Here is a 21904-nt window from a genome sequence, read left to right on the forward strand (position 1 = left end):
TCGCGGGGGCGTGTTGTGGGGGCAGGCCACGCCGGTACCGTGTCGCCCGTGTCCGCCCTCCTCGCCCTGTGCTCGTCGCTGCTCTGGGGCACGAGCGACTTCGTGGCGGGCCTGCGCTCGCGGACCCTGCCGCCGGCGGCCGTGGTGGGGTGGTCGCAGCTCGTCGGGCTGACCAGCCTGAGCGTCATCGTCCTCGCGGGGCACCCGCTGACCGGCACTGCGTGGATCCCGTGGGCCGTCGCGGCCGGCGCCATCGGGTCCGTCGCGCTCGCGGCCTTCTATGCGGCCCTGTCGACCGGCACCATGGGCGTGGTCGCCCCGATCGCGGCCCTCGGCGCCGCGGTCCCCGTCATCCTCGGGGTCATCGGCGGCGACGACCCGAGCCCCCTCGCCTGGGTCGGCATGGCGGTCGCCGTCGCCGGCGCGGTGCTGGCGAGCGGACCAGAGCTGCGCGGCGGCCTCCCCGCGCGGCCCATCGTCCTGGCCGCCGTCGCGGCGGTCGGCTTCGGGCTGGTGCTCTTCCTCATCAGCCGCGGCTCGCGCGAGTCGCTCGTCTCGACCCTGTGGGGGATGCGGCTGACGAGCACCACCCTGTATGCCGTGGTCGCGCTGGCGCGTCGCACGCTCGGCGGGGTGGGGCGCCGCGACTGGCCCGCCCTCGTCCTCGTCGGCGTCGCCGACCTGGCAGCCAACGCCCTCTTCGCGCTCGCGGCGACGCAGGGGATGGTCAGTGTGGCGAGCGTCCTCGGGTCGCTCTACCCCGTCGTGACCATCCTGCTGGCGCGCGCCGTCCTCGGTGAGCGGCTGGCCGGGATCCAGAACGTCGGGGTGCTTCTGTCCCTCGTCGGTGTCGTGGTGCTCGCCTCGGGCTGAGGTCTGGTCCGGGCGCCCTGCCCGAAGCATGGGACGATGACCGGGTGACCTCTGCCGCGCCCGATGCCCCTGCCGCCACTGCCTGCCCGGCGACGAGCGACCTCGTCCACGCCGCCCGCCGGGAGCCGGTCGGCCGGACGCCGGTGTGGTTCATGCGCCAGGCCGGGCGCTCGCTCCCGGAGTACCGCGCGGTGCGCGAGGGCATCCCGATGCTCGAGTCGTGCCGCCGGCCCGACCTTGTCACCGAGATCACCCTGCAGCCGGTGCGCCGTCACGGGGTCGACGCGGCGATCTTCTTCAGTGACATCGTGGTCCCGTTGGCCGCGGTCGGGGTCGACCTCGACATCGTCCCCGGCACCGGACCCGTGGTGGCGCGGCCGTTCCGCACCCGGGCCGACCTCGACCGACTGCCCGAGCTGACTCCCGACCACGTCCCCGACATCACCGAGGCGGTGCGCCTGCTCGTCGCCGAGCTGGGGGAGACGCCGCTCATCGGGTTCTCGGGGGCCCCGTTCACCCTCGCGTCCTACCTCGTCGAAGGGGGTCCGAGCCGCAACCACGAGCACACCAAGTCCCTGATGCACGGCGACCCGCAGCTGTGGAACGACCTCTGCGAGCGGCTGGCCCAGATCTCCGGGATGTTCCTGCGGGTGCAGGCCTCGGCCGGGGCCAGCGTCGTCCAGCTCTTCGACTCGTGGGTAGGGGCGCTGCCGGTCTCGGACTACGTGCGGTTCGTCCAACCCCACTCGGCCGTGGCGCTCGCCGCGGTCGCCGACCTCGGCGTGCCCCGGATCCACTTCGGCGTCGGGACCGGTGAGCTGCTCCCCGCGATGGGCGCGGCCGGCGCCGAGGTCGTCGGGGTCGACTTCCGCGTCTCGCTCACCGACGCCGTGGCCCGACTCGGTCCCGCGTATGCCGTACAGGGCAACCTCGACCCCGCGCTCCTCTTCGCCCCGTGGGACGTCATCGAGGCGAGGGTCCGCGAGATCGTCGCCGAAGGCATCGCGGCGCCAGGCCACATCTTCAACCTCGGCCACGGCGTGCTCCCGGAGGTCGACCCCGACGTGCTGACCCGCATCACCGCCCTCGTCCACGAGATCTCGGTGCGCTGAGCCCCGGTGCGCTGAGCCCCGGTTGCTCTGAGCCTCAGCGCACCGGGGCTCAGCAGGTCTCGATTCACTGCTCGGACACCGCTGCCACGGCGGCCGGCGGCGGCACCTCGGCGCGCAGCCGGCGTCGCCACCAGACCACCCCGGGCAGACCGAGCAGGGCGAGCGTCGCCGCGAACGGCAGGACCGCGCCGAGGGCGGTGAGCACGCCCACGGCGGCGGAGCTGAACGCGTCCCAGCCGTGACGCATCCCCACGAGGAACCCTGACCCCGCGTCGACGACCGGTGCCGCGGCGGTCGTCGGGGTGAGCGTCACGGTGACCGTGGACAGCGCCACCTGCTTGTCGAGCGTTGCCAGGGTGGCCTGCAGCGACTCGAGGTCAGCCTCCCGTCGCGACAGCTCCGTCTCGAGGTCGACGATCTGGGCGATTGTCGTCGTCTGCGCGACGAGAGCGCGGAGCCGGTCAACGCTCGCCTTCATCGTCGCCACCCGCGACGCGGTGTCGACGTAGGCGCTGGTCACGTCCTGGCTGGTCAAGGTGCGCTGGGCCACGGAGCCGAGCAGGCCCAGCTGGTCGAGCACCGCGTCGAGCCGGTCGGCCGGGACGGCGAGCGTCATCGTGCCCCGGTCACCACCTCGCTCTCCGGCCGCGGTGCCGATGTCCTCGGCCGTCACCGAGCCACCGGCCCCCAGCGCGACGCCGCGGACGCCCGACGCACCGGCCGCGACGTCGCTGACGCCCAGCCGGACGGTGGCCGAGCGCGCCAGCTTCTGGGTCTGCACCGGCGCAGCCCCAGCAGCCTGGGGAGCGGCCGGAGGACCCGCTGCGGGGGCCGCCGGGGCAGGGGCCACCGCAGCGGGGGCCCGGGCGTCCTTCGCCGCCCCCGAGGTGGCGTCCCGGAGGGCGCCCGGCGCCACGGCGCCAGGCTCCGCTGAGCCCACCGCACCGGAGGATTCGGACGACGAGCAGGCGCCCAGCGCCAGGGCGACCACGAGCCCCAGACTGGCGACGGCGCCGGCTCGGCTGTTGAGGTGGATCGCCATGTCGTTCCTCCTGTGGGGTCGTCTCACCGAGAGGACACGCGGCGCGCCGTGGAGCGTTCCACCGGAAGAGGTCTCGGTTCCGACGCCGGCCGCGTCAGGTCCGCAGGAGGGGGTCTGACATCGTTGGAGCCGTGCGGGCCATGAGGATTGCCGTCGTCGGCGGCGGGATCAGCGGGCTCGCTGCTGCCTGGGAGCTGAGCCGTCAGCTCGCCGGCACGCCCGGACCGGCCCACATCGTCGTCCTCGAAGCCGCTGCGTGCGTGGGTGGCAAGCTCCGATCCGCCGAGATCGCCGGGCACCAGATCGATGTGGGTGCCGAGTCGATGCTCGCCCGCCGCCCCGAGGCCCTCGAGCTCATCGCCGAAGCCGGGCTCAGCGACGGCATCGTCCACCCCACGCCCGCCCCCGCCTCGATCTGGTCGCGTGGACGGCGTTGGCCCCTGCCCCCCCGCACCCTGATGGGTGTCCCCTCGGATCCCGACTCGGCTCTCGGGATCCTCACCGCGCCCGAGGTCGCCCGGCTCCGGTCAGAGCCCCCGACCCCGACATCGACCGAGGACGTGTCGGTCGGCGACTTCGTCGAGTCGCGGGTCGGCGCCGCCGTGGTCGACCGGCTCGTCGAACCGCTCCTCGCCGGCGTGTATGCCGGCCACGCCCGCCGGCTCTCGCTGCGGGCCACCGTCCCGGAGCTCTGGGCCGCCGCCCGGACCGGTGCCGGGATCGTCGACACGGCTGCCGAGGTGGCCCGTCGCAGCGACAACACCGGGAGCGGCCCCGCGGGCGCGAGACCGGTCTTCGCGGGCTATCGCGGAGGCCTGGGACGTCTCGTCGCGGACCTGTCAGGGCGACTGCAGGCCAGCGGGATCGAGATCCGCACCGGTGTCACGGTCCGCCAGCTGGAGCGCACTCCCGACGGCTGGGCCCTCGTCCTCGGCCCGACGACCGCGCCCGAGCGCCTCGAGGTGGATGCCGTCGTCCTCACCGTTCCGGCCGCACCGACGGGCCGGCTCCTGGTCGAGGTGGCACCGCACGCCTCGCGGCGGCTGCAGGCGATCGACTATGCGTCGATGGCCATCGTCACCCTGGCCCTGCCGCGCTCCGGCCTGCGGACGGAGCCGGCGGGCAGCGACGGCGTCGACCTCGCCGGGTCGGGGTTCCTCGTGCCACCGATGGAGCCCGTCACGATCAAGGCGGCGACGTTCTCGGCCTCGAAGTGGCAGTGGGTGGACGACCTCGATCCCGAGGTCGTCCACCTGCGTGCCTCCGTCGGACGCCTGGGCGAGACCGCCACCCTCCAGCGCGAGGACGCCGACCTCGTCGCCGTCGCCCTCGCGGACCTCGGCACCGTCCTGGGCCACACCCTCCCGCGGCCGGTCGACGCCCACGTCCAACGCTGGGGCGGCGGGCTGCCGCAGTATGCCGTCGGTCACGTCGACCGGGTGGCCTCGATCATGGCCGACGTCGCCCGTCTCCCCGGGCTGGAGCTGGCGGGTGCGGCATACGAGGGGGTCGGGGTGCCGGCGTGCATCGCCTCGGCGCGACGGGCCGCTCGCTCCGTGGCCACCCACCTGCTCACGCGCGGCCGTGACTTGCCATGATGGGGGCATGAGCCGTAAGCCGTCCCCGAGCCAGGTCCGCGAGATCAACGACACGATCCGGTATGCCATGTGGTCGGTGTTCGCGGCGGCCGAACCGCTCGACGAGGACCGGGACAAGATCTCCGGAGAGGTCACGGCGCTCTTCACCGACCTCGAGGCGGAGGGCGTCGTCGTGCGGGGGGTCTACGACGTTGCCGGTCTGCGGGCCGAGGCCGACGTCATGATCTGGTGGCACGCCGAGACGATCGAGCAGCTGCAGGCGGCCTACCACCGTTTCCTGCAGACCGAGCTCGGTCACGCGCTCGACCCGGTGTGGTCGGTGGCGGCCCTGCACCGTCCGGCCGAGTTCAACAAGAGCCACGTGCCGGCGTTCCTCGCGGGGGAGGAGCCGAAGGCCTACGTCTGCGTCTACCCGTTCAACCGGTCCTACGACTGGTATCTCATCGACGGGACCGAGCGGCGGGACATGCTCGTCGAGCACGGCCAGATGGCGCGCGACTTCCCCGACGTGCGGGCCAACACGATCTCGGCGTTCGCGCTCGGTGACTACGAGTGGATCCTCGCGTTCGAGGCCGATGAGCTGCACCGGATCGTCGACCTGATGCGCGAGCTGCGGGCGGCCAAGGCCCGGTTGCACGTGCGCGAGGAGGTCCCCTTCTACACCGGCCCGCGCGTCGAGGTCGCCGAGATGGTGGCCTCGCTGCGCTGAGGCTGCACCCCGTGGATAGGCTTGAACCATGGCTGATGTGACGCAGGACCGGGATTTCAGCGGCCTCCGGGCGATGTTCCTCAACGGGACGCTCAAGAAGTCCCCGGAGACGTCGAACACCGAGGGGCTCATCGAGGTCAGCGCCTCGATCATGCGCAAGCACGGCGTCGACGTTGAGGTCCTCCGGGTGATCGACCACGACATCGCCACGGGCACCTATCCAGACATGCGCGAGCACGGTTGGCAGACCGACGCGTGGCCGCAGATCTGGGACCGGGTCAAGGCTAGCGACATCCTCGTCATCGCCGGGCCGATCTGGCTGGGCGACAACTCGAGCATGACGAAGCGGGCCATCGAGCGCCTGTACGCCCAGTCGGGGCAGCTGAACGAGCAGGGGCAGTACATCTTCTACGGTCGGGTCGGAGGTGCGTTGATCACCGGCAACGAGGACGGCGTCAAGCACTGCACGATGAACATCCTCTACAGCCTGCAACACCTCGGCTACACGATTCCGCCCCAGGCGGACGCCGGCTGGATCGGCGAGGTCGGCCCCGGACCGTCCTACCTCGACGAGGGATCAGGCGGGCCGGAGAACGAGTTCACCAACCGGAACACGACGTTCATGACGTGGAACCTCATGCACGTTGCCCGGATGATCCGCACGGCCGGCGGCATCCCGGCCTACGGCAACCAGCGCTCGGCCTGGGACGACGGCGAGCGGTTCGACTTCGTGAAGCCGAACCCCGAGTACCGCTAGAACCAGCCAAGAGCACCCGTGCGGCGCACCACAAAGGCGATTGCCCTGCGGTGCGCCGGACGAGGTCCTCTTGAGGGTTATCGCTGCATCGGCGCGCCGAGGGTGAGCGCCTTGCCGCCCAGCTCCTGGGTCATCGCGTCATAGAAGATGTAGGCGAAGACTGCGCAGAAGCCAAAGCAGGTGATCCCGCCGAGCGTGGCCCACAGCTTGGCGCCAGTCAGGACGAACGCGAGAACGAACGCGAACGTCACGGTGACGAGGACGAAGCCGAGGGTGAACGCCATGGGCAGGCGGAGCGTGGCCAGGGTCAGGAGGGCGAAGACGATCAGGAAGGAGAGGACGTACGCCGCCTGGATGTTCTGGATCTGCGTCGCGGCGACCGCGGCGTCCTTCGAGAGCCCCAGCCAGCCGTTGACGATCGCCAGGAGCAGGACCGCGAAGCTCATCCAGAATGCCGAAAAGGTGCCGAAGATGCCGGCCACCGCACTCTGGCCGAGCCGACTCGCCCAGACCGCCGCAATGAGCAGGAAGATGCCGGCAGAGAAAAAGGTGACGGGGATCATGCCGCCCGCGTTCGTGGCGGTGTCGAGGTAGCCCACCAGCCAGAGCCCGAGCGTGATGCCGCTCGGCAGGAAGGTCGGAAGACCAAGAAGGGCGGGGTTCCCGGGTGGCGCTACAGGGGATTGTGCAGCAACGTCGGCTGCGACGGCGGTTTCCGTGCTCAAGGCCATGCTCCTCACTGGGATGAACCGGACCGCCATGGCCCGTGCCAGAAGTGTGGAGGGTCACACAGTATGCCGTCACCTGCCCGATCAGCGGAGACAGATGCCCGGTTGGGCAGGTCGATCCTGTCCCGCTACCTCTCCGAGGGTGGGCTCGCGTGAGGCCTACGGAGAGGTAACCCGTCGTCGCGCCAGCGTGGGGCCAGGGCCGCTCAGGCCTTGGGCTCCAAGGTGATACTGATCGAGTTGATGCAGTACCGCTGGTCCGTGGGGGTGCCGTAGCCCTCACCCTCGAAGACGTGGCCCATGTGTGAGCCGCAGTTCCCGCACCGCACCTCGGTCCTCGTGGACCCGAAGCTGCGGTCCACGACGTACTCGACCCGGTCCTCGGCGAGAGGGGCGAAGAAGGACGGCCAACCGCAGTGCGACTCGAACTTCGTGTCACTGCGGAACAGCTCGCTGCCGCACGCCCGGCAGGAGTAGACGCCCTCGGTCGAGGTGTCGGTGTACTCACCGACGAAGGCCCGCTCGGTCCCCGCCTTGCGCAGCACGTCGTACTCGGCGGGGGTCAGCTCGGCGCGCCACTGCTCGTCGGTCTTGCTCACGGCATACGTGCTCTTGGTCTGGTCCTTCTTCACGGGGCTCTCCTCGGGTGCGCGGTGACTCCGCAGTCATTCTTGACGACAGGTCCTTCCTGACAACAACAGCATGCCGGGGGATCGTTCCCCGCCCCACCCCCACGTCATCCCTCGGTAACCTCGCGAACATCCCCCGGGTCAGCAGGCCCAGCCGGCGATCACGGCGATCAGCCAGGTGACGTTCTCGACCCAGGTGGCGTGCGGGCCCGGCTTCGGCACGCAGTCAGTCCGGACCTGGAGGGCGGCCGAGACGCTCCCGCCGTCGCTGGCCGTGACGCGGACCTGATGGGTGCCGACGCTGGTTGTGCGCGGGACGGCAATCGCGGACCTGGCGTGTCCCGACGCGTCCGTGGTCACCGACGCGAGCGGCGGCCCGCCGTCGATCGAGACGGACAGCGGCGCGTTCGGTGCGAACCCATCCATCCTCACCCCCACGGACTTGCCGGCATCCTGCCTCGCCGGGGAGAGCGCCACGGTGCCGAGCCTGACCGGCACCGCCTTGACGCTCAGGGGGGCCGAGGCGGTGGCGCCGTCAGCACTGGCGACCGTCACGGTGTGCGCACCGGTGGTGGTGACCGTGGGAATCGGCAAGGCGAACGTCGCGGCGCCGGTGCCGTCCGTGGTCACCGTGCCGGCCACCGCCGCGTCGAGCGAGACGGAGAAGGCCCGGTTGGGGTACCAGCCGGAGAGGGCGACCTGCACGCTGCCACCGACGACCACCGAGGCCGGGTCGAGGGCCACGGTGCCGGTGCGGACGCTCGGCCGAATGCGGGTCACCTGCGGGTCGTGGTCCGAGGACTGCACCGAGAACTCGGCGTTGACGTGGACCACGTCGTACTCGGCGTCCGTGACCGCCTTCGACAGGAGGATGTGGTCGAGGACCTGCGAGATGCCGTTGAAGACGTAGGTGTAGCGCGCGTTCGCCGGCAGCGTGGTGATGAGGTCGGTCAGGGTCGCACCGTTGTCCGTCAGCCGCTGCATGGATGGGGAGAACTGGTAGTCGTTGAGGTCGCCCGCGATCACGATGTTGGCGCCGGGGTCGGCCGCGAGCACCTGCTTGACGAAGGTGTTCAGCACGGTGGCCTGTTGGCCGCGCTGCACCTCGGAGCTGCGGTCCGGCGGCTGGAAACGACCGTCGGCGCTCTGGTCACCACCCTTGGAGTTGAAGTGGTTGGCCACGACGATGACCTTCTTGCCCTGGAAGAGGAACTCCCCTGCGAGTGGCTTGCGGGAGCTGGTCCAGGCCGGGTTGGTCGGGTCGACCCGGCCCGGGTTGAGCGAGAGACCGGCCGTGCCGTCGGGGGTGGTGGCCACGGTCACCGCTGTCGTCGAGTCGCCCTTGGTCCCGGGTGCCAGGGTGACGCGCTCGGCGTTGTAGAGGAAGGCCACCCGGATGTTGCCGCCCGGCTGTCCGCCGTCCCGGCCGTCGACGGGGTCGATCCCGGACCACGTGTATGCCGGGCCGCCGGCAGCCGTGATCGCTGCGGCGAGCTTGCTGAGGGTGACCTCGGCGGCGACCGTGCCGTCGTTGGTGGCGCCGCTGTTGTCCTGGATCTCCTCCAGGGTGATGACGTCGGGGGACTTCAGGTTGGTGACGACACCGGCGCCGAGCTGGGCGTACTTGGCGTCCGTGTCGCCGGGAGCGAGGTTCTGGACGTTGTAGGTCGCGACCGAGAGCCGGTCGGCCGCGGCGGGTCGTGCCGTGCTGGCGGCCAGGTGGTTGTCCCGGTGGGCGCCGAGTGTGGTGGCGGCGATGCCGTAACCCCCGAAGCCCGACCCCTCGACCGGGCCGCTGGTGACGCCGGTCAGCTCGTCGCCGACGTTGGCCGCGGGGACGAGCCCGTTGGTGGGGGAGATGCGGAGGCGACCGGTCGGGACGTCGGTGTAGCCACCGAGGTAGGTGCCGCCGCGGGGGGTGGCGTGGTCGGCCGGCCTGGTCGTCACGTAGATCTCGCCGAACCTCGGCTTTCCCGGGCCGATGACGCGGGCATCGCTGACCTGGACGAGCATGCCCTCGTGGGCCTCCCAGAACTCCATCGCCGTCGCGGCCGGGTTGACGGTGGTGATTGACTCGACGTTGCCGCCGGCGACGACCGGGGCGTAGGCGTCGGGCACCGTGGTCGGGGTCAGGGCCAGTGCGGCTGGGATCGGGTTGCCCCTGCTGAGCGTGGTGACCGTCGTCGGGGTGACCTCCGTCGTCGACAGGTTGGCGGTCGTGCGGACGGTCTCACCTGAGCGCAGCGGGTAGAAGTCCGACACGGCGCCGGTGACGAGGACGGAGTCGCCGACGGTGGGGACGACGCTGGAGGAGAAGACGAAGAGCGCCGAGGAGGCCGACGTCCGGGCCGCGTCCGGCGCGGTCTGCTGGATCCAGAACCCTCGCGTCCGCCCGGAGGTGCGCACTGCCGTGACGATGCCGGCCACCTTCTCGACGGTGGTCCTGTCCAGTGGCGAGACGAACCCGTCGCCCTGGACGTCCTGGACGGTCCTCGGTCCCGGGATGCACTCTGCCGGAGTGGGGGTGGCCGAGCAGTCCGTGCCCGCGGGGGGCGTGGCGCCCACGGCCTTGGGGGTGGGCGCCGCCACGGTGAAGTCCGCGAGGTTGTCACCGGTGTTGGTGAAGGGGGTGAGGGTCCGCTGGGCCGATGTGATGTTCGACGTCACCGGTGTCGGGTGACCGCCGGCCGCGTCGTTCGCGGCTCCGTAGCCGACGAAGTCGACGACGCCGACGGCCGTGGAGCAGGCCGCGGCGCAGCCGGTGAGGGCGGTGCCCACGTTGACGAGGGCGACCTTGCCACCCACGGCGCTCATGGCGAGGGTGCCGACCACGTCCGGCGTCGGCAGCGCCGGCGCGGTGGTGTTGGCGCCCGCCGCCTCGGCGACGAGGTAGAACCCCCCGGGGGCGATCGAGCCGGTCAGGGTGGTGGTGGCGAACGCCGTCCCGGTCGCGCCGGCATACTGCACGGACCAGCCGTCCAGACTCACGGCGATAGTGCCCTTGTTGGAGAGCTCGATGAAGTCGTTGCGGTAGGGCGCGGCGGAGTTCCCGCCGCCGCCGTAGACCTCGCTGATGACGACGTCGGACGACACGTCGACGGCCTGCGCGCTGGGGGAGAAGGCGAGACCGGTGCTGACGACGGCGACGGTGGACAGCGCCGCGACGGCGCCTCGGTGCAGGACGGACATGGGTTCCCGTTCGGGTTCGTGGGGGGGCAGGGTGGCTGCCGCTGGGACGACGTCCCGAGGAGTCCACGTGGGGTGTCAGGACATTCCGCAGGATGCTCGAACCTACGTCGGCGACGTCCTCTCGCGATCCGACGGGAGGTAAACAGCAGGTCAAGGATGGGCGACGCCTCGGAGGAGGCAACCTCTACGCTGGCCACATGGCAGCCGACGCGACCGTCCTCGAGGTTCCCGGCCCGGACGACGTGACGCGCGCGGTCCGGATCTCGAGCCCGACCCGGGTGCTGTGGCCGGATGCCGGCATCACGAAGCTCGACCTCGCGACCTACCTCCTCGCCGTCGGCGACCGGTTCCTGGCGCTCGCCGGACACCGCCCCGTCACCCTGCAGCGCTTCCCGACGGGCATCGAGGGGGAGGAGTTCTACTCTAAGAACCCCCCGAAGGGCGTCCCCGACTACGCCTCGAGCGTGACGGTGACCTACCCCTCCGGTCGCCAGCACCCCCAGCTAGTCATCGACGAGCTGGCGACGGCCGTCTGGGCCGTGCAGATGAACACCATCACCTTCCACCCGTGGCCGGTCACCGTCTCGGCCGCCCCGGGAGCGCTCGACAACCCGGACGAGCTGCGGATCGACCTCGACCCGCAGCCCGGCCGCACCTTCGGCGAGGTCGTCAGGGCGGCCACGACGCTGCGTGAGGTCCTCACCGACGTCGGGCTCACGGCATACCCCAAGACGTCCGGCAACCGGGGCATCCACGTCTACAGCCGGATCCGTCCCGACCACGAGTTCCTCGACGTGCGGCACGGCGTCATCGCGATCGCCCGCGAGCTCGAGCGGCGGCTGCCGGACCTCGTCACGACGGCGTGGTGGAAGGAGCAGCGCGGGGACAAGATCTTCGTCGACTTCAACCAGGCCAACCGCGACCGCACCATCGCGTCGGCCTACAGTCCTCGTCCGCTGCCCGGAGCGCCGGTGAGTATGCCGTGCGGCTGGGACGACCTCGGGGGCCTCACCCCGGGGGACTTCACGGTCGAGACCGTGCCGGATCTCGTTGCCTCCCAAGCAGATCCGTGGGGTGATATCGCGTCGACCGCCGGAGACCTCGGGCCGGCGCTGGCATGGTGGGAGCGCGACGCGGCGGACGGGCTGCCGGAGCTGAACTTCCCCCCGGACTATCCGAAGATGCCGGGGGAGCCGCCGCGGGTGCAGCCGTCGAAGAAGCGCTACGAGGACGAGGACTACCACCCGTCGCAGGGCGGCTACCTGCGCGACAACCCCGAGGAGCCGCCCGAGGGTGGCTCGAGAGGTGCCCGCCGGCCGCGCCGGACGAGCGAGTGACCCGACCTACGATGGCGGCATGGACGACGACCCCACGACGACCCCGCCACCGGACCCTGATGCCGAGCCTGCCGCCGAGCCTGTCGCCGAGCTGACCGACGCCCAGCTCGCCTTCCTCACCTCGGTCTTCGACCTGGCCCGCGAGGGCGAGACCGGCACGGTGGTCGGCTATCTCGACCGCGGCCTGCCGGTGAACCTCACCAACAGCAAGGGCGACACGCTGCTCATCCTGGCGGCCTACCACGAGCACGCCGACCTCGTCCGCGCGCTGCTGAAGCGGGGTGCGGACACGGCCCGGATCAACGAGCGCGCCCAGACCGCGCTGGTCGCCGCGGTGTTCCGGGACCAGGGCGAGATCGTCGCCGACCTGCTCGCGGCCGGCGCCGACCCACAGCTGGGATCGCCCAACGCGCCCGCTGTGGCGGACTTCTTCGCCCTACCCCGGATGAGCGCCCTGCTCTCGTCCGACGGGTGACGCCGGGTCAGGGGGCCGCGAGGACCTCGGCGAGGTCGTATGCGGGCGCCCGGTCGACCTGGTCGAGCCGGCAGGACGTCGCCTCCCGGTCGGGCCGCCAGCGCAGGAAGGTCACAGCGTGGCGGAAGCGCACTCCCTCCATCTGGTCGAAGGCCACCTCGACGACCCGCTCGGGACGGACCGGCACGAAGGACACGTCCTTGCTACCGGAGAACCGGGACCGGTCGGTGGCCGCGTCCAGCACCGTGCCGTCCTCGTCGCGCACGACGAGCGGCTCGAACTCCTCGACGAGCTCCAGCCGGCGCAGGTTGGTGAAGGCCGCGATCCCGCCGACGCCGACCAGCCGGTCCGCACCGTCCTGCTCGGTGAAGAGCCCGAGGAGCAGCGACCCGACACCCTGCCCGGACTTGTGCACGCGGTAGCCGTAGACGACGGCGTCGGCCGTCCGGTGGTGTTTGACCTTGAGCATCGTCCGCTTGCCCGGGGCATACGGCTGGTCGAGCGGCTTGGCGACGACCCCGTCGAGGCCGGCTCCCTCGAAGCGCTCGAACCAGGTGCGGGCGACGTCGGCGTCGGTGGTGACCTGGGTGAGGTGGATCGGGTCGTCGTCCGTGAGTCCCGACAGGGCCTGCTCCAGCCGAGTCCGCCGGTCGCGGAACGGCACGTCGAGCAGCGACGCGCTGCCGAGCGCGAGCAGGTCGAAGCAGACGAGCTCGGCGGGCGTCTCGACCGAGAGCCTGCGGATGCGGGACTCCGCAGGGTGGATCCGCTGCGAAAGGTGCTCCCAGTGCAGCCGCTCCGCGCCGGGTGAGCCGGTCCGGACGACGATCTCTGCATCGACGACGCACTTGTCGGGCAGCAGACGACGCACGTGCTCGACGACCTCGGGGAAGTAGCGGGTCAACGGTTTGCTCCCGCGGCTGGCGAGCTCGATCTCATCGCCGTCCCGCACGATGAGGCACCGGAAGCCGTCCCACTTCGGCTCGTAGAGCAGCCCGCCCGGGACACTGTCCGCGGCGGGCACTCCCTTGACCGCCTTGGCGAGCATGGGCTGGATGGGCAGGTCGATCGGCTGGTCCACCCGCCCATTGTGGTGCCAGCGGCCCCGCCTGACACGATGAGCCCGTGTCATCCACGAAGCAGGCCACGGAAAGACGGCGTCGTGCCGCCCGGGTGACCGGGATCTCCGGCGCCGCAGCCTTCGGCGTCGCCCTCGGTGGTTCCCTCGCCGGCGCGACGGTCTTCGCCCGCAAGGTGCTCACCCCGGACTCGCGCCGGCCCGACGACACCGTGGTGCTCGCCGTCCACGACGACGAGGTCACCCTCCAGCTCGGCCCCGAGACGACGGTGGCGGGTCGCTACGGTCTCTGGCTCGACGGCGGGTCCGGCCATGCCCGGGTCGGCGACGTCATCCGGTCCGACGAGGAGGCGGGGACCGTCGTGCGCAAGCTGCTCAGCGTCGATCGCGGCCACCTCGCCCCCGGTCCGGCCCGCTGGAACGCCTACTACTACTGGGACTCGCCCGCACGCAGCATGGACCTCCCCTCCCGTGACGTCACCGTCGAGAGCGAGCTCGGCCCGATGCCGGCCTGGCTGCTCGAGCCGGAGCGGCCCACCGGCCGCTGGGCCGTCCTCGTCCACGGCCGCGGGGCGCGGCGCGAGGAGTGCCTGCGTGCGCTGCCGACGCTGCGCCGCCTGGGTTACACCACCCTCGTCATCTCCTACCGCAACGACGCCGGCGCCCCGCCGGCTCCGGACGGGCGGTACAACCTCGGGCTGAGCGAGTGGCGCGACGTCGAGGCGGCCATGCAGTATGCCGTGCAGCACGGCGCCGAGGCACTCGTCCTCGGCGGCTGGTCGATGGGTGGGGCGATCACGCTGCAGACCCTCAACCAGTCGCGGCTCAGCGACCTCGTCGAGGCCGTTTTCCTCGACTCGCCCGTCGTCGACTGGGGCGACGTCCTGACCCATCACGCGCGCCTGCGCCGCGTGCCGCAGGTCTTCGGCTGGATGGGCTCGTTGGTCATGGGGCGCCGGGCGACGAGGCGCCTGGCCGGGGTGCACGACCCGGTCGACGTCGCGCGGACCAACTGGGTCGCCCGGGCCGACGAGATCGGCCACCGGATGCTGATCCACCACTCGATCGATGACGAGTTCGTCCCGGTCGGCCCGTCGATCGCCCTGGCCGCGGCGAGGCCGGACCTCGTCACCCTCGAACGCTGGGACACCGCGCGGCACTGCAAGGAGTGGAACCTCGACCCGCAGCGCTGGGAGCGGGTCCTGGCCGACTTCCTGCAGCCCGGACGTCAGCAGTCGGGGGCCCCGGTCGGGCACTGCAGCTGAGGGACAGCCCGCTCAGGCGCGCAGCCACCGGCCCATCAGGGTGCCGTCCTGCTCGACGAGGACCCGCGGTGTGAACGCGTCGTCGCGCCCGCCGCCCGTCGAGATGCGGGGCCCGTCACCGACGACGACCCGCGGCGTCACCGACAGGCACAGCTCGTCGACGAGACCCGCCGCGAGGAACGAGCCGAGCAGGCGCGGGCCGCCCTCGGTCAGCGCCCGCGTCCAGCCCCGCTCGGCCAGCTCGTCCATCAGCCCCACGAGGTCGACGTGGCCCTGGCCGCACACGAGGACGTGCTCCGTGCCGAGCTGTTCGCGCGCGGAGTCCAGCCCTTCGGAGCCGCCGTGGGTGACGAGGAGGACGGTGCCCCCCTCGGCCTCGACGAGCCTCGGCGGCACCTGGCCGCGTGCCGAGACGACGACCAGCGGAAGGGCCGGGCTCAACCCCGCGTCGGCCCGCGCAGCGCGCCACCGGTCGTCCACCGTCAGGGCCGGATAGCCTTCCTGCCGTGCGGTGCCGGCGCCGACGACCACGACGTCGCTGAGGGCGCGCAGGAGCTCGAAGACGATGTGGTCGGCCTCGGTGTTGATCGACCCCGACTGGCCGTTGGCGCCGGTCACGCTGCCGTCCACGCTGCACGCGAAGTTGGCGCGGAGCCACCGCCGGGAGGTGCGGGGCACGGCGTACGCGGCGGCGAGGGCGGCGTCCTCCAGGCCGGAGCCAAGGGTGGGGGCGTCGGTGACAGGGGAGTCGGCGAGCAGCAGGCGCATGCCGCGAGTATGCCGAGTCGCCGCCCGCCGTTCACCGGCGCGGTAGGGCAGGATGACCGGATGGGCCACAAGACGTCACGAAAGCATGCGAAGAAGACGACCGAGGCCGCTGAGGCAGCCGTCCTGCCGTTGGATGCCGAGGAGGTGCAGGTCGTCGGCGAGCCCTCGATGTCGGACCTGCTCCGCGTCGACAAGGGCTTCGTCCTCGCGGAGGTGGATTGCGAGTCGACACCGGGGTTCTCGGGCGGAAAGTCGGCCGGGACGGAGGCACTGGCCCTGCACGCGCCCGAGGTGGGGGAGTGGCAGGAACGGCTCTTCGCGGAGTCGAGGGCCGGCAGCAAGCGGGCCCTCCTGCTCGTCATCCAGGGCATGGACACGTCCGGCAAGGGTGGCATCATGCGCCACGTCGTTGGGGCCGTCGACCCCGAAGGCGTGCGGACGACCGCGTTCAAGGCGCCCACCGAGCAGGAGCGTCAGCACGACTTCCTCTGGCGGATCCGCGCCGCGCTGCCGCACGCGGGCACGGTCGGCGTGTTCGACCGCTCGCACTACGAGGACGTGCTCGTCGTCCGCGTCCACGAGCTCGTGCCGCAGGCCGAGTGGTCAAAGCGCTACGCCCAGATCAACGCCTTCGAACGCCAGGTCGTCGGCTCGGGCACCGAGATCATCAAGGTCATGCTGCACGTCTCCGCGGACGAGCAGAAGGCCCGGCTCACCCAGCGGCTGGAGCGGCCAGACAAGCACTACAAGTGGAACCGCGCCGACATCGACGAGCGTCAGCTGTGGCCCGACTACATGGAGGCCTACCAGGTCGCGCTCACGAAGTGCTCGACCAAGGGCGCCCCATGGCATGTCGTGCCCGCGAACAAGAAGTGGTACGCCCGGTATGCCGTGCAGCGCCTCCTGCTCGACCGGCTCGAGGCCATGGCGCCGGAATGGCCCGACATGGGGATCGACGTCGAGGCAGAGCTGGCCCGTTTCGACGCCAGCTGACCACCGGCCGTGACCGTCCCCTTCCCTGAGCCCACCAGCCCTCGCGGGGACCGCCGTGTGGTGCTGCTCGACTATCTCGACCACTTCCGGTCGGTGGTCCGGGCCAAGGCCGCCGGTCTCTCCGACGATCAGCTGAGAACCAGTCTCGTCGGCTCGGGCTGGACGCCCCTGGAGCTCATCAAACATCTTGTCAACGTCGAACGCCGCTGGCTCGTCTGGGGTTTCGCGGGACTCGAGGTCGACGACCCGTGGTCGGACAGACGCGACGGACGCTGGTTCGTCGCTCCGCAGGAGTCACTCGAGGGGCTGCTCGGTGCCCTGACGGCAGGCGGGGAGCGCACCCGGGCAATCGTCATGCAGCACGCGCTGACGGACGTCGGGGCGCCCGGTGAGCGCTGGGCCGGCGCCGACCCGGCATCGCTCGAGAGGGTGCTGCTGCACGTCATCCAGGAGTTCGCCCGACACGTCGGTCACCTCGACATCGTCTGCGAGCTGCACGGCGGCCCGACGGGGGAGTGAGCCGTCTCAGCCGATGGTTGAAGCCTATACTTCCTGCCCGGGGACACTTAGGTTCTCACTCACTGCGTTTCTCGTTCGCTGCCCCTTCGACCCCGGGAGTCCCGCATGTCCACGACCGACGAGCTCCTCGAGAGCGCCGAGGCGTATGCCTCGTCCTTCACCAAGGGCGACCTCCCGCTGCCCCCCGCGCGCAAGATCGCGATCGTCGCCTGCATGGACGCCCGCCTCAACCCCTACGGCCTGCTCGGCCTCTCGGAGGGCGATGCCCACGTCATCCGCAACGCGGGCGGCGTGATCACGGCAGACGAGATCCGCTCGTTGTCGATCAGCCAGCGGCTGCTCGGGACCGAGGAGATCATCCTCATCCACCACACCGACTGCGGGATGCTGACCTTCACCGACGACGAGTTCAAGCAGTCGATCCAGGAAGAGACCGGCATCAAGCCGGAGTGGGCTGCAGAGGCGTTCTCCGACCTCGACGCTGACGTGAGGCAGTCCCTCGCCCGCGTCCAGGGCAGCCCCTTCATCCCCAAGAAGCACAGCGTCCGCGGGTTCATCTACGACGTCACCGACGGCCGTCTGCGCGAGGTCGTCTGAGCGCCGTCCGAGCGTCGTCTGGGGCCTGCGCCTGCACCTCGGCAGCAGGGGTCAGGCGAAGGCGCGGTCGATGATCGCGCCGCCCGCACCGACGAGGTCGGGGGGCAGCGTCCCGAACGTTTGACCCTTCGCTCCGCCGAGCCGGCTAGCCACGAACGCCTCCGCGACGGGGGCGGGGCAGTAGCGCACGACGAGCGATGCCTGCAGCACCAGGGCGAGGGCCTCGACGAGCCGCCGGGCGCCGGCCTGGGCCGCGACCGCGTCGCCCGTCAGGACGCCGTGGGCCTGCGTCATGGCACCGTCGATGGCCTCGTCGAGGCGACGGTCGAGACCGCGGGCGAGGGTGAGCTCCTTCTCGAAGGCGTCGAGCGCCTGTGGCTCTCGGGTGACGGCGCGCAGGACGTCGAGGGCGTTGACGTTGCCCGAGCCTTCCCAGATCGAGTTCAGCGGCGCCTCGCGGTAGAGCCGTGCCAGGCCGTTCTCCTCGACGTAACCGTTGCCGCCCAGGCACTCCAGCGCCTCGGCGACCATCGGCGCGGTCCGCTTGCAGACCCAGTACTTGCCGACGGCAACGGCCAGCCGGGAGAACGCGGTGTCACCCTCGTCGACGGCGTGCGCCAGCCGGGTCGCGAGCAGGGTCGCCGCCTCGGACTCCAGTACGAGGTCGGTCAGGACGTTGCGCATCAGCGGCTGGTCGACGAGGAGGTGCCCGAAGGCGCTGCGGTGTCGCGTGTGGTGGACGGCGCGGACGAGCGCCTGGCGCATGGTGGCGGCGGAGCCGAGGACGCAGTCGAGGCGCGTTGCCGAGACCATGTCGATGATGGTGCGCACGCCGCGTCCCTCCTCGCCGAGACGAGAGCCCCACGTGCCGTCGAGCTCGACCTCGGACGAGGCGTTGGAGCGGTTGCCGAGCTTGTCCTTGAGGCGTTGCAGCGCAAAGGGATTGCGCGTCCCGTCCTCGAGCACGCGGGGCACGACGAAGCAGGTCACCCCGGCGGGCGTCAGCGCGAGCATGAGGAACACGTCGCTCATCGGGGCCGAGCAGAACCACTTGTGCCCGGTCAGTCGATAGGTCTCGCCCGGAAGGGGCCCGCCCGGGGTCGCGAAGGCCTGCGTGGTGTTGGAGCGGATGTCGGAGCCACCCTGCTTCTCCGTCATCCCCATGCCGGACAGTGCCCCGCGCTTCGCGCCGACCGGCCGCAGCGCCGGCTCGTAGTCTCGCGAGGCGAGCTTGGGGACCCACACCGCCGCGAGGGTGGGGTCGGTCAGCAGGGCCGGCGCCGCGGCATACGTCATGGAGACCGGGCAGCCGTGGCCCGCCTCGACCTGGCTCCAGACCAGGAAGCCGACGGCCCGTCGCAGGTGCGCCGCGCTGCCGGCGGGCCTCGTCCACGGCTCGGCGGTCAGCCCTGCACCGACGGCGACCTCGACGAGGGAGTGCCACGCCGGGTGGAACTCGACGTCGTCGAGGCGTTCGCCGCTCGGCGCGTGGGTCCGCAGCCGCGGAACGTTGCGGTCGGCCTGGTCTCCCCACTCCATCGCCTGCGCCGAACCGGCCCGCTGGCCGAGGTCGTGCAGGCCGCCGAGATCGCCGGGGTCGCCCCAGCGGTCCATCGCCTCCACGAGGACGGCATCGCGGCCGAAGAGGTCGTATGCCGTCAGAGCCGGGACCTGGTTCGTCACCACGTGCGTCGCCACATGGTGAGGCTAGTCGTCCCGGCCCCCCTGACCCGGCGGATTCCTTTGCGCTTCCGTGACACCCGCTGCCCGTGTCACACGCCGGCACCGGCCGGTCTCGCCGCTAGCGTGGGGCTCGATGACGATCAGAGCCCGGCTCCGGCGCGAACTGGACAAGGTCCAGGGCGCGACGACCAGTGCGCGGCTGGTCCTGGAGACGATCCGCGCGTGCCTGCGCTACCGGGTGACGGGGCTGGCCTCCGAGGCGGCGTTCTTCATGCTCCTGTCACTGCCGCCACTCGTCCTCGCGCTCTTCGGCGGGGTGGGCTACGTCGGGCAGTGGCTGGGCACCAACGCCGTCGCCGAGGTGACACACGCGATCAGCGGGTATGCCGCGCAGTTCCTCACCGAGCAGAGCATCACCTCCGTGCTCGTCCCGACCGTCGACGACGTGTTCCGCGGCGGCCGGTTCGACCTCGTGTCCATCGGGTTCCTGCTCGCCCTGTGGTCGGGCTCGCGCGCCCTCAACGTCTTCGTCGACACGATCTCGATCATGTACGGGCAGAGCGGGGTCCGGGGGATCGTGCGGACGCGCGCGCTGTCCTTCTCGCTCTACCTCATCGCCCTCGTCTTCGGCGTGCTGATCATCCCGCTCGTGCTCATCGGCCCGACGGTCATCGACGGCTGGCTGCCCGAGCGGGTGCGGTTCCTCGGGGTCCTCTACTGGCCGGTCGTCGTCGTGGCGACCATCGGTGCGCTGACCACGCTGTTCCACATCTCGACGCCGCACCGGTCCCGGTGGTGGCGCGACCTGCCGGGGGCGGTGCTCGCGCTGGTGATCTGGGTGCTGGCCTCCTTCGTCGTCCGCGGGGCGGTGGGGGCCTCGCTCGACGGGACGTCGATATATGGCCCGTTGTCGGCGCCCATCGTCATCCTCATCTGGCTCTACGCGCTGGCCATCGCGGTCCTCATCGGGGCCGGGCTCAACGCGGCGACCCGGGTGGTGTGGCCGGTCGAGACGCGGGTCAGCTCCAGCGCCCGCCTGGTGGCGTGGGCGAGGCAGGAGGTGGAGCGACGTCGATCGCCGCTGGACTACGGGCAGGACCCGGCGGTGGACGAGGAGCTGCTCGCGCAGGAGCAGCAGTACATCGACGGGTCGTGGTCGGGTAGGGCGTCCGGAGCGGCCGCAGAGTCGCGTCGTCAAGCGTCGTGAGCGGCACCCCAGAAGCCCCCCGATCCGGTTTTGGAAACGTGCGGAGAATCCGCTAATGTCTACAAAGCATCGAGCGGGGAAGTTACACCGCTGATGTTTACGCGGACATAGCTCAGTTGGTAGAGCGCAACCTTGCCAAGGTTGAGGTCGCCGGTTCGAGCCCGGTTGTCCGCTCGGAGGCTTGACGCCTTCACGGTGGAGTGGCCGAGAGGCGAGGCAGCGGCCTGCAAAGCCGCGTACACGGGTTCAAATCCCGTCTCCACCTCACGTATACGTTTACCCAAGTTCACGCTAAAAACAAGGCCCGAAGCTCGATCCGGGGCGATTGGCGCAGTGGTAGCGCGCTTCCTTGACACGGAAGAGGTCACTGGTTCAAACCCAGTATCGCCCACCGACACGAAACGGCTCCTGACCTGCGGAAACGCAGACTAGGGGCCTTTCGTTTTGGCCCCGCGTGCACCTTGTGTGCATCTAGCGAGGGAGAGACACCAGCCATGACCGCACAACCCTTCACCGCCACGCACACCCGATGGTGTGCCCGCGCCCACGACGAGATCGCCTGCCTCGGCAAGGAACGCCAGGTCACGATCAGCGGCGAGTCGTCCGTGCGCCTCACGGACGACTCCTACCGGAAGCCGTACATGGCGGCCGTGCTCTCCGACGTCGCCGGCCAACCTCATGTCCACATCGGCTACGACGAGGAGGTCGGGCACTACCTCACCGTCAGGGAGGCGCACTCCTACGCCCTCGAGATCCTGTTCCTCGTGGCTCAGGCTGAGGGGCAGATCCGATGACCACCATGACACACGCCTCGTGGTGTACCGATCACGTCCACGACGACGCTGACCCGGCGACGTTCATCCAGGAGCACGACGCCTGCCAGGGGCTGATTTTGCGCGAGCGTGGGGTCCAGGTCGTCATCGAGGACTCCGAGGACAACGGCGTCACCGTCACCGTGTTCGCAGATGACGTCAGCCTCACCGCCGCTCAGGCCCGCGACATGGCTCAGGCGCTCCTCAAGGCCGCGGACATCGTCGAGGCTGCATCGTGAGCGGCGCGACGGTCAGCAGGGTCAGCCCGCTCGAGGAGCGCCTGAACGACGTCATCCGAAGCCGGCTCCACGACAAGGGAGCCACCGCGTCGGACGTCGCCGACTGGACCGGGATCAGCGTCCTGAGGGTCCAAAAACGCATGGACAACCAGGCGCCGTGGCCCGTGAATGAGCTGTACGCGGTCGCGCTGTTCCTCGGCACCCTCCCCTCGGTCCTCGTCATCGAGGCCGGCGAGGAGGCGACGTGAGAACCGACGACACCACGGAGCAGGGAGAAGCACCGTGACCGAGTAC

Annotated in this window: 22 protein-coding genes and 3 tRNA genes; 18 read left to right on the forward strand and 7 right to left on the reverse strand. The window is 71.0% G+C overall.

Annotated features, from left to right (window positions below):
• Nucleotides 1-48: 48 nt before the first annotated feature.
• On the forward strand, nt 49-873 hold the full coding sequence (locus tag ACLL9L_RS11830) for an EamA family transporter (protein ID WP_411284862.1): 825 nt from the start codon (nt 49-51) through the stop codon (nt 871-873).
• A 44-nt stretch (nt 874-917) separates the two neighbouring features.
• Nucleotides 918-1985, forward strand: a complete 1068-nt coding sequence (gene hemE / locus ACLL9L_RS11835) for a uroporphyrinogen decarboxylase (protein ID WP_411284863.1) — start codon at nt 918-920, stop codon at nt 1983-1985.
• 64 nt (nt 1986-2049) lie between these two features.
• On the opposite strand, the gene ACLL9L_RS11840 is transcribed toward hemE, so the two are convergent.
• Nucleotides 2050-3027: a DUF4349 domain-containing protein gene (locus ACLL9L_RS11840; RefSeq protein ID WP_411284864.1), complete on the reverse strand. Its 978-nt coding sequence runs from the start codon at nt 3025-3027 to the stop codon at nt 2050-2052.
• A gap of 140 nt (nt 3028-3167) precedes the next feature.
• On the opposite strand from ACLL9L_RS11840, the gene hemG reads away from it, so the two are divergent.
• From hemG to ACLL9L_RS11855, 3 genes are read left to right on the forward strand one after another with little or no spacing between them, the layout of a single operon-like run.
• Nucleotides 3168-4625, forward strand: coding sequence for a protoporphyrinogen oxidase (gene hemG, locus ACLL9L_RS11845; protein ID WP_411284865.1), 1458 nt, complete (start codon nt 3168-3170; stop codon nt 4623-4625).
• A 7-nt stretch (nt 4626-4632) separates the two neighbouring features.
• A complete protein-coding gene (hemQ, locus tag ACLL9L_RS11850; RefSeq protein WP_411284866.1) occupies nt 4633-5334 on the forward strand; it encodes a hydrogen peroxide-dependent heme synthase in 702 nt (233 codons plus the stop codon).
• Nucleotides 5335-5362: 28 nt separating this feature from the next.
• Nucleotides 5363-6091, forward strand: coding sequence for a flavodoxin family protein (locus ACLL9L_RS11855; RefSeq protein WP_411284867.1), 729 nt, complete (start codon nt 5363-5365; stop codon nt 6089-6091).
• Between the two features lie 77 nt (nt 6092-6168).
• Here the strand turns inward: ACLL9L_RS11855 and ACLL9L_RS11860 are convergent, their stop codons facing one another.
• The 3 genes from ACLL9L_RS11860 to ACLL9L_RS11870 form a co-directional block, all read right to left on the reverse strand.
• Nucleotides 6169-6816, reverse strand: coding sequence for a GPR1/FUN34/YaaH family transporter (locus ACLL9L_RS11860; protein WP_411284868.1), 648 nt, complete (start codon nt 6814-6816; stop codon nt 6169-6171).
• A 209-nt stretch (nt 6817-7025) separates the two neighbouring features.
• A complete protein-coding gene (gene msrB, locus ACLL9L_RS11865) occupies nt 7026-7451 on the reverse strand; it encodes a peptide-methionine (R)-S-oxide reductase MsrB (RefSeq protein ID WP_411284869.1) in 426 nt (141 codons plus the stop codon).
• 138 nt (nt 7452-7589) lie between these two features.
• Complete coding sequence (locus tag ACLL9L_RS11870; RefSeq protein ID WP_411284870.1) at nt 7590-10637, reverse strand: endonuclease/exonuclease/phosphatase family protein; 3048 nt, start codon at nt 10635-10637, stop codon at nt 7590-7592.
• A gap of 197 nt (nt 10638-10834) precedes the next feature.
• On the opposite strand from ACLL9L_RS11870, the gene ligD reads away from it, so the two are divergent.
• Complete coding sequence (gene ligD, locus ACLL9L_RS11875) at nt 10835-11974, forward strand: non-homologous end-joining DNA ligase (protein ID WP_411284871.1); 1140 nt, start codon at nt 10835-10837, stop codon at nt 11972-11974.
• Nucleotides 11975-11993: 19 nt separating this feature from the next.
• Nucleotides 11994-12449 (forward strand): ankyrin repeat domain-containing protein, encoded by a 456-nt coding sequence (locus tag ACLL9L_RS11880; protein WP_411284872.1) that lies wholly within the window; start codon nt 11994-11996, stop codon nt 12447-12449.
• A gap of 7 nt (nt 12450-12456) precedes the next feature.
• Here the strand turns inward: ACLL9L_RS11880 and ACLL9L_RS11885 are convergent, their stop codons facing one another.
• Entirely contained in the window at nt 12457-13497 is a 1041-nt protein-coding gene (locus ACLL9L_RS11885; protein ID WP_411284883.1) for an ATP-dependent DNA ligase, read from the reverse strand.
• A 77-nt stretch (nt 13498-13574) separates the two neighbouring features.
• Between ACLL9L_RS11885 and ACLL9L_RS11890 the strand changes: the two genes are divergently transcribed.
• Complete coding sequence (locus ACLL9L_RS11890; protein ID WP_411284873.1) at nt 13575-14792, forward strand: alpha/beta hydrolase family protein; 1218 nt, start codon at nt 13575-13577, stop codon at nt 14790-14792.
• Between the two features lie 12 nt (nt 14793-14804).
• Here the strand turns inward: ACLL9L_RS11890 and ACLL9L_RS11895 are convergent, their stop codons facing one another.
• Nucleotides 14805-15560 (reverse strand): dihydrofolate reductase family protein, encoded by a 756-nt coding sequence (locus tag ACLL9L_RS11895; RefSeq protein ID WP_411284874.1) that lies wholly within the window; start codon nt 15558-15560, stop codon nt 14805-14807.
• Nucleotides 15561-15620: 60 nt separating this feature from the next.
• Here ACLL9L_RS11895 and ACLL9L_RS11900 point away from each other — a divergent pair, with 60 nt between their 5' ends.
• The 3 genes from ACLL9L_RS11900 to ACLL9L_RS11910 all read left to right on the forward strand — a co-directional run bounded on the left by ACLL9L_RS11900 (nt 15621) and on the right by ACLL9L_RS11910 (nt 17669).
• Complete coding sequence (locus ACLL9L_RS11900; protein ID WP_411284875.1) at nt 15621-16553, forward strand: PPK2 family polyphosphate kinase; 933 nt, start codon at nt 15621-15623, stop codon at nt 16551-16553.
• Nucleotides 16554-16610: 57 nt separating this feature from the next.
• A complete protein-coding gene (locus ACLL9L_RS11905) occupies nt 16611-17072 on the forward strand; it encodes a DinB family protein (RefSeq protein WP_411284876.1) in 462 nt (153 codons plus the stop codon).
• A 105-nt stretch (nt 17073-17177) separates the two neighbouring features.
• Nucleotides 17178-17669: a beta-class carbonic anhydrase gene (locus ACLL9L_RS11910; protein ID WP_411284877.1), complete on the forward strand. Its 492-nt coding sequence runs from the start codon at nt 17178-17180 to the stop codon at nt 17667-17669.
• A gap of 51 nt (nt 17670-17720) precedes the next feature.
• On the opposite strand, the gene ACLL9L_RS11915 is transcribed toward ACLL9L_RS11910, so the two are convergent.
• The gene (locus ACLL9L_RS11915) at nt 17721-19367 is read right to left on the reverse strand and encodes an acyl-CoA dehydrogenase family protein (protein ID WP_411284878.1); all 1647 of its coding nucleotides are present in this window, start codon (nt 19365-19367) and stop codon (nt 17721-17723) included.
• A gap of 118 nt (nt 19368-19485) precedes the next feature.
• Here ACLL9L_RS11915 and ACLL9L_RS11920 point away from each other — a divergent pair, with 118 nt between their 5' ends.
• The 7 genes from ACLL9L_RS11920 to ACLL9L_RS11950 all read left to right on the forward strand — a co-directional run bounded on the left by ACLL9L_RS11920 (nt 19486) and on the right by ACLL9L_RS11950 (nt 21858).
• On the forward strand, nt 19486-20559 hold the full coding sequence (locus ACLL9L_RS11920; RefSeq protein WP_411284879.1) for a YihY/virulence factor BrkB family protein: 1074 nt from the start codon (nt 19486-19488) through the stop codon (nt 20557-20559).
• A 101-nt stretch (nt 20560-20660) separates the two neighbouring features.
• Nucleotides 20661-20733, forward strand: a tRNA-Gly gene (locus tag ACLL9L_RS11925).
• A gap of 20 nt (nt 20734-20753) precedes the next feature.
• Nucleotides 20754-20824: transfer RNA gene (locus ACLL9L_RS11930), tRNA-Cys, on the forward strand.
• Between the two features lie 54 nt (nt 20825-20878).
• Nucleotides 20879-20950, forward strand: a tRNA-Val gene (locus ACLL9L_RS11935).
• Nucleotides 20951-21053: 103 nt separating this feature from the next.
• Nucleotides 21054-21353, forward strand: coding sequence for a hypothetical protein (locus ACLL9L_RS11940; protein ID WP_411284880.1), 300 nt, complete (start codon nt 21054-21056; stop codon nt 21351-21353).
• A complete protein-coding gene (locus ACLL9L_RS11945) occupies nt 21350-21610 on the forward strand; it encodes a DUF6360 family protein (RefSeq protein WP_411284881.1) in 261 nt (86 codons plus the stop codon). The genes ACLL9L_RS11940 and ACLL9L_RS11945 overlap by 4 nt, the downstream gene beginning before the upstream one ends.
• The gene (locus ACLL9L_RS11950; protein WP_411284882.1) at nt 21607-21858 is read left to right on the forward strand and encodes a hypothetical protein; all 252 of its coding nucleotides are present in this window, start codon (nt 21607-21609) and stop codon (nt 21856-21858) included. Before ACLL9L_RS11945 ends, ACLL9L_RS11950 begins: the two co-directional genes overlap by 4 nt.
• Nucleotides 21859-21904 lie beyond the last annotated feature (46 nt).

Origin of the sequence: Lapillicoccus sp. (assembly GCF_046595215.1) — a bacterium.
Taxonomy (GTDB): domain Bacteria; phylum Actinomycetota; class Actinomycetes; order Actinomycetales; family Dermatophilaceae; genus Lapillicoccus.